Source organism: Bacillus sp. FJAT-26390 (assembly GCF_001682865.1).
In the GTDB taxonomy this organism is placed as follows: domain Bacteria; phylum Bacillota; class Bacilli; order Paenibacillales; family Paenibacillaceae; genus Pristimantibacillus.
Map to the genome: position 1 here is coordinate 102,341 of NZ_MAQX01000022.1, position 14,711 is coordinate 117,051.

General features: G+C 47.6%; 17 protein-coding genes and 5 riboswitches. Of the genes, 14 read left to right on the plus strand and 3 right to left on the minus strand.

Annotation, left to right across the window (positions count from 1 at the left end; translation table 11 throughout):
- Positions 1-248: 248 nt before the first annotated feature.
- From A7975_RS17680 to A7975_RS17695, 5 genes are all read left to right on the plus strand, one after another.
- Positions 249-1,265: a DUF2332 domain-containing protein gene (locus A7975_RS17680; RefSeq protein ID WP_065385995.1), complete on the plus strand. Its 1,017-nt coding sequence runs from the start codon at positions 249-251 to the stop codon at positions 1,263-1,265.
- Between the two features lie 337 nt (positions 1,266-1,602).
- A complete protein-coding gene (locus A7975_RS17685) occupies positions 1,603-1,938 on the plus strand; it encodes an HIT domain-containing protein (protein ID WP_065385996.1) in 336 nt (111 codons plus the stop codon).
- A 100-nt stretch (positions 1,939-2,038) separates the two neighbouring features.
- Positions 2,039-2,239, plus strand: a complete 201-nt coding sequence (locus tag A7975_RS33720; RefSeq protein WP_141680345.1) for a hypothetical protein — start codon at positions 2,039-2,041, stop codon at positions 2,237-2,239.
- Positions 2,240-2,262: 23 nt separating this feature from the next.
- Positions 2,263-2,481, plus strand: a complete 219-nt coding sequence (locus A7975_RS17690; protein WP_141680346.1) for a hypothetical protein — start codon at positions 2,263-2,265, stop codon at positions 2,479-2,481.
- Between the two features lie 31 nt (positions 2,482-2,512).
- Positions 2,513-3,031 (plus strand): hypothetical protein, encoded by a 519-nt coding sequence (locus A7975_RS17695; RefSeq protein ID WP_065385998.1) that lies wholly within the window; start codon positions 2,513-2,515, stop codon positions 3,029-3,031.
- 4 nt (positions 3,032-3,035) lie between these two features.
- Here the strand turns inward: A7975_RS17695 and A7975_RS17700 are convergent, their stop codons facing one another.
- A complete protein-coding gene (locus tag A7975_RS17700; protein ID WP_065386387.1) occupies positions 3,036-3,422 on the minus strand; it encodes a winged helix-turn-helix transcriptional regulator in 387 nt (128 codons plus the stop codon).
- 255 nt (positions 3,423-3,677) lie between these two features.
- Between A7975_RS17700 and A7975_RS17705 the strand changes: the two genes are divergently transcribed.
- The 6 genes from A7975_RS17705 (at position 3,678) to A7975_RS17730 (ending at position 10,087) form a co-directional block, all read left to right on the plus strand.
- The gene (locus A7975_RS17705; protein WP_065385999.1) at positions 3,678-4,217 is read left to right on the plus strand and encodes an NAD(P)H-dependent oxidoreductase; all 540 of its coding nucleotides are present in this window, start codon (positions 3,678-3,680) and stop codon (positions 4,215-4,217) included.
- 185 nt (positions 4,218-4,402) lie between these two features.
- Complete coding sequence (gene kduI, locus A7975_RS17710) at positions 4,403-5,233, plus strand: 5-dehydro-4-deoxy-D-glucuronate isomerase (RefSeq protein ID WP_065386000.1); 831 nt, start codon at positions 4,403-4,405, stop codon at positions 5,231-5,233.
- 25 nt (positions 5,234-5,258) lie between these two features.
- Positions 5,259-6,053 carry a DeoR/GlpR family DNA-binding transcription regulator gene (locus tag A7975_RS17715; protein WP_053374583.1) on the plus strand — a complete coding sequence of 265 codons (795 nt, stop codon included), beginning with the start codon at positions 5,259-5,261 and terminating at the stop codon, positions 6,051-6,053.
- 3 nt (positions 6,054-6,056) lie between these two features.
- Positions 6,057-6,812 (plus strand): 2-dehydro-3-deoxy-D-gluconate 5-dehydrogenase KduD, encoded by a 756-nt coding sequence (gene kduD, locus A7975_RS17720; RefSeq protein WP_053374584.1) that lies wholly within the window; start codon positions 6,057-6,059, stop codon positions 6,810-6,812.
- Positions 6,813-7,043: 231 nt separating this feature from the next.
- Positions 7,044-7,238: riboswitch (cobalamin riboswitch) on the plus strand.
- 149 nt (positions 7,239-7,387) lie between these two features.
- A complete protein-coding gene (gene metE, locus A7975_RS17725; RefSeq protein ID WP_065386001.1) occupies positions 7,388-9,694 on the plus strand; it encodes a 5-methyltetrahydropteroyltriglutamate--homocysteine S-methyltransferase in 2,307 nt (768 codons plus the stop codon).
- A gap of 117 nt (positions 9,695-9,811) precedes the next feature.
- The gene (locus A7975_RS17730) at positions 9,812-10,087 is read left to right on the plus strand and encodes a nucleoside/nucleotide kinase family protein (RefSeq protein ID WP_065386002.1); all 276 of its coding nucleotides are present in this window, start codon (positions 9,812-9,814) and stop codon (positions 10,085-10,087) included.
- Between the two features lie 99 nt (positions 10,088-10,186).
- On the opposite strand, the gene A7975_RS17735 is transcribed toward A7975_RS17730, so the two are convergent.
- Together A7975_RS17735 and A7975_RS17740 are read right to left on the minus strand one after the other, a co-directional pair.
- The gene (locus tag A7975_RS17735) at positions 10,187-10,612 is read right to left on the minus strand and encodes a hypothetical protein (protein ID WP_053374587.1); all 426 of its coding nucleotides are present in this window, start codon (positions 10,610-10,612) and stop codon (positions 10,187-10,189) included.
- A 5-nt stretch (positions 10,613-10,617) separates the two neighbouring features.
- Positions 10,618-10,779: riboswitch (cyclic di-AMP (ydaO/yuaA leader) on the minus strand.
- 45 nt (positions 10,780-10,824) lie between these two features.
- Positions 10,825-11,253, minus strand: a complete 429-nt coding sequence (locus tag A7975_RS17740; protein ID WP_065386003.1) for a hypothetical protein — start codon at positions 11,251-11,253, stop codon at positions 10,825-10,827.
- A gap of 6 nt (positions 11,254-11,259) precedes the next feature.
- Positions 11,260-11,423: riboswitch (cyclic di-AMP (ydaO/yuaA leader) on the minus strand.
- Positions 11,424-11,818: 395 nt separating this feature from the next.
- Positions 11,819-12,017, plus strand: a riboswitch (cyclic di-AMP (ydaO/yuaA leader).
- Positions 12,018-12,111: 94 nt separating this feature from the next.
- A riboswitch (cyclic di-AMP (ydaO/yuaA leader) is annotated at positions 12,112-12,283 on the plus strand.
- A gap of 118 nt (positions 12,284-12,401) precedes the next feature.
- On the opposite strand from A7975_RS17740, the gene A7975_RS17745 reads away from it, so the two are divergent.
- From A7975_RS17745 to kdpA, 3 genes are all read left to right on the plus strand, one after another.
- Positions 12,402-12,803 carry a hypothetical protein gene (locus tag A7975_RS17745; RefSeq protein WP_231637410.1) on the plus strand — a complete coding sequence of 134 codons (402 nt, stop codon included), beginning with the start codon at positions 12,402-12,404 and terminating at the stop codon, positions 12,801-12,803.
- Positions 12,804-12,939: 136 nt separating this feature from the next.
- A complete protein-coding gene (gene kdpF, locus A7975_RS35480) occupies positions 12,940-13,005 on the plus strand; it encodes a K(+)-transporting ATPase subunit F (protein WP_369688940.1) in 66 nt (21 codons plus the stop codon).
- Between the two features lie 19 nt (positions 13,006-13,024).
- Positions 13,025-14,704 carry a potassium-transporting ATPase subunit KdpA gene (gene kdpA / locus A7975_RS17750; protein ID WP_065386004.1) on the plus strand — a complete coding sequence of 560 codons (1,680 nt, stop codon included), beginning with the start codon at positions 13,025-13,027 and terminating at the stop codon, positions 14,702-14,704.
- Positions 14,705-14,711 lie beyond the last annotated feature (7 nt).

Here is a 14,711-nt window from a genome sequence, read left to right on the forward strand (position 1 = left end):
AATTGGGCAAAAGCGGGAAATAAGTATAATGAATAGACTTATTCCGGCAGGAATGCAATAGCAGGTTAGCCAACGAGAGGAGATGTCGATCTCCTCTTTTTTGCGTGGCTGAGGAGAGCATAGATAAGGACAAGCTCACGCCAATACCTTGATAAACATTTTCTATGCAGACCATAAAAAACTTGAAATATTTCTTATCGAGAGAGGTGTTACAATGCCGTTAAGTAGAAAATGGAGGGATGGCATTGATGACAACCGGAATATCCGATCGTTTCAAGAGGTTCGCAGTGGATTGTACAGGTTCAAGCCGTTTATATGAACGTCTTTCGTTAGAAATCGCCGAAGACGATAAGCTGCTTCAAATGGCTGCTCATTGCAGAGCGGGGCAGCCTGAGCCGAATCTTTTTTTCGGAGCGGTCCATTACTTGTTATTGAAAGGTTATGACGATGAGTTGAAAGCGTATTATGCCAGCATCGTAAACGATCCGCGTGAACCGGAGACAGCCTTCCCTTATTTTAGGCGTTTTTGCTTAGAGCATGAACACGAAATCATTCCGCTCCTTCAAAGCAAGCTTGTCCAGACGAATGAGGTTAGGCGATGTGCATATATGTACCCTGCTTTTTGTTATATCTTTGAAAAGGCAAGGAAGCCGTTAGCATTAATTGAACTGGGAACGAGCGCGGGCTTGCAGCTTTTTTGGGATAAGTATGGTTATGCGTATAACGATCATGAAAGATACGGAGATGCAGCATCGGAGCTGGTGCTCCGCTCGGAAATAAGAGGAGGCAATTTGCCGTATCTTCTCAAGGATAGCCCGCCGGTAACGGCAAGAATCGGAATCGATCTGCATGTAAATGATCTTGAGGATGCTGAGGACTATCTATGGCTCCGTTCATTGATATGGCCGGAGCATAAGGAACGAATTACGAATTTTGAGAAAGCGGCCCTTTATTTTGAAAAACAAGCGATCCAGCTTATAGAGGGAAATGGCGTAAAGCTGCTTGCTGAGACAGCTGCAATGGTCCCCGAGGGATCTGCATTATGTGTTTTTCACACGCATGTAGCGAACCAAATGTCTAATGCAGACAAAGCGGCGTTAACTATGGCGGTACAAAAGCTGGGCAAAGAAAGAGACGTGTTTCACCTCTATAATAATATGTATGATTTAAATCTTCACCTTGATTACTACTTGGGTAGCAAAGAGTATATGGAAACGATAGCGGAGGCAGATGGCCATGGCCGCTGGTTTCATTGGAAGGTTTGATTGTATTTTAGCGTCTGGCGCACCTTTACAAAAGAAAATGTGATTGGTAAGATTTCCATAAATATAGCAATAGCCTTGACGATAGAATCCCGCCGCTGCTGCTTAAGTTTATATTAGTGCACGGGAAGCAAAGTTAGAGGTGGAGCTGACAGTTTGCTCATTATCGTAGTAGGGTTCGCCGGCATGGCGTAGTGCAGGAAGCGTGTTTCTCGGTGTTGGCATCGCCACAACGGGCATGGCGGCGATTTACCGTTTTCGCAAAAGTTTGCCTACGAACGAGCAGCAGCAAGTGAAACAATTGCAAAAAGAGATTATTTAATGAAGTGGGGGAGCGTATATGTCTGAAGATTTTTATTGCGAAGAGGTGTTAAGCGGCCGAACTGCTGTGCAGAAGGTAATGGAGACAGAGCATGTGCTTGCCTATCACCATACCCGCCCATTTTATCCCGTTCACATTGTAACGATACCCAAAAAACATATTCCCTCGTTGGTTACTTTAGAGGATCAAGATAACAACCTGCTTCTAGAAATGATGGATATGGTCAAAAAGGTAGCGTCGCAAGTCGTCTCCGAGCATGGCGCTTGCAGAGTCATAACTAATCTTGGAAAATACCAGGATTCGAAGCATCTTCATTTTCATATCGTTTACGGAGAGCCGCTCAACAAGAAATGAAAAAAGGCAAAGCGGAATAAACATCAGGAGGAAACGGCTGAGTACAGCTGGCCCACTGTACCGCATCTGCAAATACCATCTTAGTGAGGGGAATGACGGTATGCGAAGGAAATTGTATCCAACGCTGCTGTTTGTGGCAGTCATTATACTGGGACTCTATTTGAAGACGGCGTGCAGCAGCAACGATTACAGCCCTACCGCTGTAGCTGCCATAGAGAAACAGCGTGGACTTGGTTTCGTCTCTTATATGATTCATGAGCATCCTTCGGAAAAACCCCATTCCCAATGTTCTATGGCGTAATGATTCATCCGGAGATTACGAGATTGACGGCCAAGGATAAGGTGACGGGACTCGAGAAACAAGCTGAGCTGATTGAAGTGGAACGGAATTTTAGGTTGTGCTATGTTTTTGCTGATAAGAAGCAAGGCATGAAGTTTGATATAATCGGTTATTCAGCCGATGGGAGTGTCCTGCACCAGGAGACGAATGATGAATCGCTTCCTTATCAGGCTAATGCTACGACGAACAGCGCGGGTGAATAAGGTGCTTACTTAAGGAGGCAGCGAGCCAACAATGAGAGTCAGCCAGTTTTTACAAAAAGATCGCTTTGAATTCCGTTTTTGTAGCAATGAGAGCGCCGAGATCAGAGCTTGGCTTGAAAAGCTCGGCATCACGGTTTCGCCTGGCTCTAATCTTAATCACGCTATAATCGTCTTTCATAGTTCTACAGGTGTTAATCTTCAGTTTAAGATACGGGATCTGAAACAGGAAAAATCACCGATGCTCAGCGCAATGCATGCTAGTGTCATTGATGATTCTGACGATGAAAATTTCGATTTTTGGGATAAGATTCCCCCATTCGGAGTAATTGAGCAATATGGGTTTGAATTAATTAATGAGCAAGAAGCCTCGTCCGAGGAGCTGGAGTCGTTGTTTCATGTGATCGAACTTTTTATGCTGGACCATTTTATGATGACTACGTTTAAAGTAAGTGAGATAAAGCCTGTAGAGCGTTATATGAAGCAAACAATAAGCATGTCTATTCCATACCTTTATGATGGGATTGCCTGCTACCGTTATAAAAACTACTGAACGATTAACCGTTCATATCGCTGCGAGGCTCATTGTCGTTCGCATCGGCGGATGCTTCCTTCATAAATTCGATGTGCTTAAACCCCCATCCGCACATATCGGCAAGGACCGAGCTTAACGTGCTGCCATGATCGGATAAGTAGTATTCGACCTTGGGAGGAATCTCATGATAGACGCGGCGAATGATGAGCCCATCCCGTTCCATCTCGCGAAGCTGACTGGTGAGCATCCCTTGCGTGATTCTCGGCAGTTGGCGCCTGAGCTCGCCAAACCTTTTGGTGCCTTCATGCAGCAAAATAAACAAAATGAGGGGCTTCCATTTTCCCCAGATCACCTGTAACGTAGCCAAAATGCCTTGTGTCGTGCTAGATTCGTTCATTTCCTCGCGCATCATTCCATCCCTCCCATAACTTATGCTTATATGTCTAACGATTACTTTATCAAAGTATCCGGAAATAAAACAGTACGCTGTTTTAGTGTACTTAGTACGGTTTTTGGTACTGCTCAAACACTTCAATTAACATCCATGGTACGTGCTAGAGAACTTAGTATGATTAAAAAGCGTACTTTTCAAAAATAAGATTTCAATTAATAATGGGGATTGTAAATCGCGATATTACGAATAAAACGAGAATGGATGATCCTCATGAAAACAATGGTTATTGCTGCGCATCCCCAATTAAATACATCACGTGCCAATCAAGCATGGTTGCTTGAGCTGCAAAAAAATTCCAACATTCATGTCCGAGACCTGTATAATGAGTACCGCGACTGGAATATCGATATAGAGAAAGAACAGCAACTCTTGCTTCAATATGACCGGATTGTATTTCAGTTTCCTTTATTTTGGTATAGCTGCCCGCCGCTTTTGAAAAAATGGTTTGATGATGTATTAACGTACGGCTGGGCATTTGGAGCTGACGGCGAGTGTTTGTTGGGCAAAGAGTTTATCGTTGCCACGACAACCGGAGGCACAGAGAATGAATACCGTTCGGGCGGCGCCAACTGGCACACGATCAGCGAGCTATTAAGACCGATACAGAGCACGATTGCCAAATGCAACGGCGTCTATCTGCCTGCATTCGTTACCTATAATGCGAATAGGGGCACGGATGAATATCTCTCGCAAGAAGCGAAAAAGTATGCGAAGCATATCGAAACGCCATTTAACGTACTCGTCCATTAATATCTGCAAATGAAACAACGGCCTCTTCGCAGCTTGTGCGGACGGAGGTCGTTTTTTTATCGAGTAAAATGTTCTTTTTATGTTCGTAAATGTGTGTTAATATAAAAATGAACAATAACAAACATAAGCGTAAGTCCAGCGAAGCTGACTTAGCGCTATAAAAACGTTTAGGAGGCTTTTATCCAATGGAAGTACGTCATACAACTAACCCAACTGATGTGAAGCAATATGATACGGAACGTCTGCGCAGCGAGTTTTTGATCGAAAGCTTGTTCGAGCAGGATCAACTGAAGATGACCTATTCGCATTATGACCGGATGATTGTAGGCGGGGCGCTGCCGGTGAACGAAGCACTTGAGCTGGAGGATGCGGCTACGCTGAAAACCGAATTTTTCTTGGAGCGCCGCGAAATTGGATTTTTGAATATTGGCGGCCCGGCTTCGATTTCCGTTGATGGAGAAGTATACGAGCTGAACAAGCTTGACGTGCTGTATGTCGGCAAAGGCAAACGCCAAGTGCTGCTCTCAAGCGTTGACAAGGCGAACCCTGCGAAGCTTTATTTCTGCTCTGCGCTCGCGCATGCCGAGATCGCTACGCGCAAGATGACGATGGAGGAAGCGAATCCAACTCATCTTGGCTCGCAAGAAACTTCCAACGAACGTATTCTTTACAAATACATTCATGCAGACGGCATCCAAAGCTGCCAGCTTATGCTTGGCGTAACAAGCCTCAAAACAGGAAGCGTCTGGAACACAATGCCTTCGCATGTTCATGACCGCCGCATGGAAGCGTACTTGTACTTTGATATGAACGCTGACGCACGCGTATTCCACATGATGGGCGAGCCTTCGCAGACGAGACATCTGGTTGTAGCAAGCGAGCAAGCGATCATCTCGCCGCCTTGGTCGATCCACTCCGGCGTTGGCACGAGCAACTACACGTTCTGCTGGTCGATGGCAGGCGAGAACTATACCTTTACAGACATGGACGCGGTACCTGCAAGCGAGCTAAAATAGAAACATTCGCTACAGGGGGTGCACCATGCTTGCTGCTGAACGGCATCGTAAAATTATAGAAAAATTAGAGCAGCTTGGCGCGGTTAAGGTTTCCGAGCTAAGCGAGCAATTTGGCGTTACAGAAAAGACGGTTCGCGAGGACTTGGAGAAGCTCGAGGAGAAGGGACTTCTGAAACGAACGCATGGCGGAGCTGTCGTGGAGCAGGAGGGTGAAGATAGCCTTTATCCCTTGCAATTTCCAAACAGCAAGCATCAACAGGAGAAGTCGGCCATTGCGGCGCTTGCGCTCACCTGCATCGAGCCTAACGATATCATCGCGCTGGATGCGGGCAGCACGACGCTTGAGATGGCGAAGCGGCTGCCGAATATCCCCGTAACCGTGCTTACGAATGATCTGCTTATTATTCGGGAGCTGACCTTGAAGGATCAAGTTAGGCTCGTTATTCCCGGCGGCTACCGCCACAACAATCTGCTCATTGGCGCGGAATCGCAGGAGTGGATTAAACGGTTGAATGTCCATAAGCTGTTCCTATCCACCACGGGCATTCATTTGGAATACGGGCTTACGATCTTTACAGAGGAATTGTCGAAGCTGAAGAAGCTGTATTTGGAGAACGCCAAGACTGTCTATTGTCTGGCTGATCATAACAAATTCGACAAAGGCGCCTTGATTACTTTTGCTGAGCTGAGCGAGATTGACTATATCATTACCGATGATGGCATTTCGTCCGAGGTTGCAGCGAAATACGAGGCACTTGATATAAAGATGATGAAGGCGGAGCTTCCAGAAAGCGGGAAGCGTGCGAGAGGGAGGACATAACCGATGGGTTTGTTTGATTTAACGGGAAAAACAGCTATCGTAACGGGCGCAGGCCGTGGGCTTGGCGCAGCGATTGCGCTTGGACTAGCCGAGGCGGGCGCCGATGTGGCGCTTGTCACGAACAGCACGCCTGCTGACAAAGCAGCGGACGCCGTTCGGGCGCTGGGGCGCAAGGCGATTACGATCCAAGCCGATATTTCGGATCGCGCCAAGCTTGCGGGCATTATCGAACGTACGGTTGATGAACTGGGACGCATCGATATTTTGGTCAATAATGCCGGCATTATTCGCCGGACTCCTGCTGCTGAGCATAGCTATGAGGATTGGCAGGATGTGCTCGACGTTAACTTGAATTCGGTCTTTGTCCTTTCCCAGCTTGCGGGCAAGCATATGATCGAGCAAGGCTCCGGCAAAATCATTAATATCGCATCGATGCTCTCCTTCCAAGGGGGGATTAACGTTCCTGGTTATACATCCAGCAAACATGCGGTAGCAGGGCTCACCAAAGCGCTTGCTAGCGAATGGGCGGGCAAAGGCTTGCAAGTGAATGCGATTGCGCCTGGATATATGAGCACGGACAATACGGAAGCGCTTCGTGAGGACCCGGTGCGCAGCGCCCAAATTTTGCAGCGCATCCCTGCGGGACGCTGGGGAACGTCTGAGGATTTGATTGGCCCGGCCGTATTTTTGTCCTCCGCTGCCTCTGATTATATGAATGGTCATATATTGGCAGTAGACGGCGGTTGGTTAGTTAGGTAGAACGATTTTAATAGGGCTTTCCCAGCGCAGCGCAGCCTGCGAGTGGGGAAGCCTTTTTTTCGTATAATACAGTTAATACATGCGTATAGTGCGAATTGTCGCTAAATTGGCGAAATTATAGTATAATTACGTGTGCCATGCAGTAGTTGAGCTTGATATGCGTTACTTGCATGGAATGATTATTAATTCGAGTGTATGGTTATTCGTATTGCTAGCTGATAGCGATCAATAACTGAATAAGTGGAAATAGGTGCTCATGCTTAAGAGGCTTGAGCTTAAAAGGGAAGTCCGGTGCGATGCCGGCGCGGTCCCGCCACTGTAACAGAGGAGTCCAAGCGTTGATGCCACTGATCCGAGCGGATTGGGAAGGCAAGCTGAAGATGATGATACTGGAGCCAGGAGACCTGCCTATTTGAACGACACTGCTTTTACCTACGGGAGATAGGGAGGTGTTAAGACAGGACCGCTGTTTAATTTAACGACGGGCGTCTTTACCTTTGTTTCTTTTAAGGTAACGACGCCCTTTTTGCGTTCTTATTTTAACTTAATTACATTTATTAGGAGGAACATGGAGTATGAGTAAACTAAAAAGCAGCGTACTTGGTTATCCGCGTATCGGCGAAAACCGGGAATGGAAAAAAGCGCTTGAAGCATTTTGGAAAGGCGATTTGGAGGAGAGCGTTTTTCTTGAGACGCTGGAAGGCATTCGGTTGAACAACCTGAAGCTGCAAAAGGAAAAAGGCATTACCATCATCCCGGTTAATGACTTCACGCTGTATGATCAAATGCTGGATACTTCGGCGATGTTTGGCCTAGTGCCGGAACGTTTTGGCTATGAAGGGGGTCCTGTTCCTGTTAAAACGTATTATGCTATGGCAAGGGGCACGCAGCAGGCGCAAGCTTGCGAAATGACCAAATGGTTCAACACTAACTACCACTATATCGTTCCTGAGCTTGCCGGCGCTAAACCCGTATTAACAGAAAACCGTCCATTGCTGGCGTACCGCGAAGCGAAGCAAAAGCTAGGCATTGAGGGCAAGCCGGTCATTATCGGACCTTACACCTTCCTAAAGCTCTCCAAAGGTTATGATGCGAAGCAGCTTCCGCAATTGGTAGAGCAGTTTGTACCGCTTTATGCGCAATTGCTTCAGGAGCTTGAGCAAGAGGGTGTGCAGTGGGTACAAATCGACGAGCCGATCCTTGTTACTTCGGTATCCGAGGACGAGATTAAATTGGTGCAATCCATTTATGAGCAGCTAAATGCGGCAGCGCCTGCGCTTCATATTTTGCTGCAAACGTATTTCGATGCAGTAGAGCATTATGAAGCCGTAGTGGGGCTTCCGGTGCAAGCGATCGGTTTGGATTTTGTTCATGGCTTGGAGAAAAACCTGCAAGCACTCGAGCAATTCGGATTCCCTCAGGACAAGCTGGCAGGTATCGGCCTTGTGGACGGGCGCAATATTTGGCGTTCAGACTATAAGCAAAAGCTTGCGCTGCTTGATAAAATTTCGGCTGTTATCGAGGCTGACCGCCTTATCATTCAATCGTCGAGCAGTCTGCTGCATGTGCCTGTAACGGCAAAGAACGAAAATAATTTGCCAGCTGAACTGCGTGAAGCGCTCGCTTTTGCTGAGGAGAAGCTAGACGAAATCGTATGGCTTAGCGAAGCGGCATTTGCCGTTGATACGGAAACAGCGGGTCTTCGTGCTGAGGAGCTTAAGCTAAACGGCGAGCGGATTCACAATTTGTCGGTATCGCCAGCCCGTAATCGCCAAGCAGCAGACGCGGCGGCAGTTGCCGCTCATCCGTCCGCTAGGCAAAAGCCTTTTGCAGAAAGACAGAAGCTGCAGCAGCATAAATGGAATTTGCCTCTCCTGCCAACAACGACGATCGGAAGCTTCCCGCAAACGCTGGATGTGCGCCAAGCAAGGCAGAAGTGGAGAAAGAATGAGCTTAGCTCGCAAGACTACGCTTCCTTCATTAATGGAAAAATTAAAAACTGGATCGAAATCCAAGAAGAGCTTAACATTGACGTACTCGTTCACGGTGAATTTGAGCGGACGGACATGGTTGAATTTTTCGGCGAGAAATTGGATGGTTTCGCCTTTACGCAGAACGGCTGGGTACAATCTTACGGCTCCCGCTGCGTGAAGCCGCCGGTTATTTACGGAGATGTCGTATTTACCGAGCCAATGACCGTAACCGAAAGCGTGTATGCGCAGTCGCTAACGGATCGTCCGGTGAAGGGGATGCTGACTGGCCCGATTACGATATTGAACTGGTCCTTTGCCCGCAACGATATTACGCGCGAGCAAGTGGCATACCAAATCGCGCTGGCATTGTCCGAGGAAGTAAAAGCGCTTGAGTCGGCTGGCATCGAGATGATCCAAGTGGATGAGCCGGCACTGCGTGAAGGCTTGCCGCTTAAGCGCAGCGACTGGGATGCTTATTTGAAATGGGGCGTGCATGCATTCCGCTTGTCCACATCAGATGTGCGCGACACGACGCAAATCCATACCCATATGTGCTATTGCGAGTTCCACGACATTATCGATTCGATCTTGGCGCTTGATGCGGACGTTATTTCCATTGAAACGTCACGCAGCCATGGCGAGCTGATTCACAGCTTCGAGGAGAACACCTATGACCAAGGGATCGGCCTTGGCGTATACGACATCCACAGCCCGCGCGTGCCGTCCGTTGAGGAAATGGTCAGCATGATCGAGCGTGCGATTAAAGTGCTTGATCCTGCCCTCTTCTGGATCAATCCTGACTGCGGCTTGAAGACGCGCGGCATGGAAGAAACGGTGGCTTCGCTGCGCAACATGATGCTGGCAACGTACAAGGTTAGAGAGCAGCGTGCCGCATTAGCATCGATCTAAGCTTATCGACCGGAAACAAAGAAGCCCGTGCCTCTCTGAGGAGAGCGCGGGCTTTTCGTGCTGAGTATGGGGACAAGCGATCCTTCATGTATTAAAATAGGAGTAAATTCAGTATGCTTGGATAGGGTCGTCATAACGGTAGCGGAATTCACTGGGAGTGCCTATGAAGACTTCAATGATCCGTCCGCTGTTGACCTAGATAAGGTATTAGAGGACTTGAATGACTCTTTGTCGAATGAGCGCTACTCGGTGGAAGAAGCGATAAAGGAATATCTTGATGTGGTCAGATTCAGCCATGACCGTTATGTGGAGCCGACAAGGTGGCATGCGGATGTTATCATCAATGGTTCGCAAAGTACTAATTACGGAGAAGGGCAGCCAGATGCTGCTTGACCGGGCATTGCAGAAGCTGAGGACATAGCAGGCAAAAAGCAAGACAGTCCAGAACCTAGTTGCTTGTTCTGGACTGTCTTTTTTTTGCAATAAAATCATTTAATCCAAAGAAACATAGGAGACAGAGCGTTGACGCAAAACAGATTCTTCAAGATCGCTGTTGTACGGAGACGAATCGGCGGAATGTGCGAGAACATGATTGACTGCAGAGGCGAATAGGTCGAGAATACGTCCGTCCTCATCCGTTTTGTCGTATTGGAAATGGTGAAGCGGCGGAAGAGGGACGCTGCCGATAAAGCTCTGAAGCAGATCGCTCCAACGTTCCAGGTCAATCGAATCCTCGGTATCGCTAGCAAACAGCTCGCTCCATCCGAATCCTTGATTGCTTGTTAAACGAAGGCAAATGCGATAGCCTGCAGAATCGACTGCGAGAGCAGGGATGACGAATAGCTCGATTCGTGTGACGGATAAAGAAGGGGTCTGTTCCGTGAAATGGTGCAGATGGTTTGCACAATTGGTCAACATGAATAAATCTCTCCTTTGCTCGCTTACGAGGTTAGCTGTCGGATTCGGGCTAGAGAGAATGCCCTACCAGGATTACAAGTCCCTGGATTCACCCCTTGCGGGACGTTAGTTAACGTTCGCGTTGGTTCCCCCGTTTTTTCAATCGAAAAATTCAGCGTTAATATTGTACTCTTCATTATATTCCTTAATTGCTTATCTGTAAATCTTTTGATTTAAAACAATGAAATGTATGAGATTGCTTGTTTGAATAAAACAGCCTCATCCCAGTTATGATTACGGAATGGACAAAATGAGTGAGTACCCGCTAAGCCCGGTGCCGCGGCAGCAAATAAATGCACAAGGCGCTCGTCCTTAATCATGGAATTCGGCTGGAGCAGGGAGGGCGCGGCGAGAGGGAAGATGCCGATGAACCGAAGCAGCATGCTGCTCCATCTAGTCCAGTCGCATGGTTTTTCGGATCGTTTTATAAATAATTCACTCCAGCCCAAGCCTATGTCGCTCGTCACCTTGAGACAAATCCGGTAGCTGGAAGGCTCGGGCAAAACGGAGGGCAGAACAAACATTTCGATTCGTTTGATCATAATAGAGTCTGCAGGCTGCGCTGCTAGTTTTTCTGAAAAAATGTCTGCTTGCGTGGTCATTCAATAATCTCTCCTCAAATTCGCTTGCGAGGTTAGCTGCCGGATTCGGGCTAGAGAGACACCCTACCGAAGTGAATTGGCTTCGGATTCACCCCATGCGAACAAGCTGTTTTGCCGTCCGCGATTGGTTCCCCCGCTTTTTCAAATGAAAAATTCAGCGATAATAGTTAGCCTAAATCGGCTTGCCGTCTATAGTAAACCCGATTGTGATTATTGTAAAACAGTGGTATTTCGGGATTGGGCATCGTAAAGCCATTTTGCAAGATATACAATCATTTATGCAGTAAAAACAGCTTCATTCACCGAAAAACTCGTTGATCCTCTTCTAATCTCTCCTTTTGAAAAATCTGATAATTCGCACTGATAAACGGTGGTTGGGTGAATGACACTATTTTCGAAAATAGGAGTAAAGCGTAGAAATAGTGAGATATATCGAGATCGAATTCTATGTAAGCGCTGCGAAACGTTCTGCAGGGCTGAAATTAGCTAAATTCGCCAGCGGACTCTCTTTACAGTGTCAATAGCGAGGAGTAAGATTCGATACAGGATTTACTAATAAGTTTCGATTTACTGATCGCTGAGTTTCCGTGAATGCGGAAAACGGGGGAACCACTAAATAAGCTTTGCGCATGTTCGATGTGAGAGTCGAACGGCCGCAGAGCAGGGGTGAATCTTTGACAGGTGCCATGGACACCGGTCAAAGTAGGGCGACTCTCACCGCCCGAATCCGACAGCTAACCTCGTAAGCGTGGACTTGGAGAGGATTGATGAAACTTGTGATCGATTAAAGTCGACCACAGAGTGTCATAGGCCTCTGTGGTTTTTTACTGCCCAAAAACGGGGAAATTGCTAGAAAATGGTTACAATTTACTGAATCCTGCACCAGCAGGAACGGGGGAACCAACGAAGCATAAGGCGTGTAAGCACGCTTGTTGCTTCATGGGGTGAATCGCTTGGCAGCAGCCAGGCGTAGGGCAACTCTCAGGCCCGAATCCGACAGCTAACCTCGTAAGTGTACTCGAGAGGGGCAACAGCCATCGCGCTTCCCGCGGCTTATTTTAGCTGCGGGGTATAAGAAGCCGCGGGATTGGTACCTCTTATCCCAAGGCTTCTTTTTTGTTGCCATTTTTGCCAAATGGAGGATACGGGTGTTGGTAGAAGAGCATATTATCGTTGCGGGGTTCAACGAATCTGGCAAATCATTTATACGGACGTTAATGTTTCATCAAATGAAATTTATCGTGTTGACAAATAGCAAGCAGGAGGAGAAGCTGCTTCGCAAGCAGGGGATCATGAACGTTCATTACATCAATACGAATGATCGCCAAAGCTGGCAGCCGCCGCATTATCCGATTCGTGAAGTGTTCATATTCGAGAGCAGCTTCGCGCTTAGCTGCCGCTTCGTCCATTGCTGCCGGATATGGACGGCCAAGCCGATCTACGTGATCACGCAGCAGTGGAATCCGCGGGCGATTTATAAAGGGCTGGGCGCAGACCATATCGTATATTCTCAAAACGGCGAAGTCGGTTTTCTATTAAGCCACAAATAATACAGGAGGAAAACAATATGCTAGATGTTTATATGATCGTCGCTTTGCTGGCTTGCTTCGGTTTATTTTACGGGTTTTTAGCTTGGTGCGGCAGCGTTGTCGACCAAACGGGGGGCGAAAGCCAATGATCATCGTAATGGCAATGGCCTTGTTTGTTTTCGTTTATCTCGTATATGCCTTAATTCATCCGGAAAAGTTTTAGTGGAGGAGGATTACCTACAATGGATATTTTGCAATTGCTGATCGTCATAGCGATTCTGATATTGCTAGTAAAACCGTTAGGCACCTATGTCTATCACGTGTTCTCGAATGAGCAAAATCGGTTAGACAAGGTGTTCGGAGGCTCTGAGCGGCTGATTTATAAAATTATTGGTTTAAAACGGCGCGAGGGCATGAGCTGGAAAATGTACGCCCTTAGCTTTATCGCAACCAATATTATATTGGTAGCTTTCAGTTATTTGATTCTGCGTTTGCAAAACGCGCTTCCGTTTAATCCAAATGGGATGGGAAGCATGGAGCCGACGCTTACCTTTAATACGGTCATCAGCTTTATCACAAATACGAACCTGCAGCATTACAGCGGAGAGAGCTCCCTATCGTATTTCTCGCAAATGGCGGTCATCATGATGATGATGTTTACGTCAGCGGCAACGGGCTTCTCGGTGGCGATTGCCTTTGTCCGCGGCATTACGAGCAAAGGGAAAACGATCGGTAACTTCTTCGAGGATTTCGTCAAGGCACATACGCGGATCTTTCTTCCGGTATCCTTTGTTATTACGCTTGTGCTCGTGGCCCTTCATGTGCCGCAGACACTTGATCCAACCTTGACGGTCAAAACGTTAGAGGGCGCGATGCAGCAAATTGCAATCGGTCCTGTCGCTTCACTGGAATCGATCAAGCATTTGGGGACGAACGGCGGCGGATTTTTTGGCGTCAACTCGGCGCATCCCTTTGAAAATCCAAATCCTTTGACAAACGTCATCCAAATTTTATCGATGTGGGCATTGCCGGCATCACTGCCGTATGCGTTCGGCTTATTCGCCAAAAACAAAAAGCAGGGCTGGGTCGTATTCGCTGCGATGATGTGCCTGTTCCTCGTGTTCTTGAGCGTAGCGTACACGTCAGAGAAAACAGGCAATCCAGCGATGAGCGCGCTTGGCATCGATGCTTCGCAAGGCAGTATGGAAGGCAAGGAAGTAAGGTTCGGCATCGCGCAGTCCGCATTGTTCACTACGGTGACGGCAGCAGCAACGACCGGTACCGTTAACAATATGCATGATACGCTTACGCCGCTCGGCGGCCTGGTTCCGCTTGGCGAAATGATGCTGAATGTCGTCTTTGGCGGCAAGGGCGTCGGCCTCATCAACATGCTTATGTATGCGATACTCGCCGTTTTCATATGCGGGCTGATGGTTGGACGAACGCCGGAATTTTTGGGTAGAAAAATAGAGCCGCGGGAAATGAAGCTCATTGCGGTCGCTATTCTTACACATCCTTTCATTATATTAGTGCCTACAGCAATCGCCTTTATGACGGATCTGGGCAAGGGAGCCATCACGAATCCAGGCTTTCATGGCATAAGCCAAGTGCTGTATGAATTTACATCCTCGGCAGCGAACAATGGCTCCGGGTTTGAGGGATTAGGAGACAACACGTCCTTTTGGAATATGAGTACCGGGCTTGTTATGCTGTTCGGCCGTTATATTTCGATGATTGCGATGCTGGCCGTTGCGGGTTCGCTCGTACGTAAGCAGACTGTGCCGGAGACGATTGGCACGTTCCGCACCGATAATGGATTGTTTACCGGATTATTAATCGGCACTGTGCTTTTAATCGGTGCGCTAACCTTTTTGCCGGTCATCGTGCTTGGGCCGGTCGCAGAATTTTTAACACTCCGCTAACGGATGA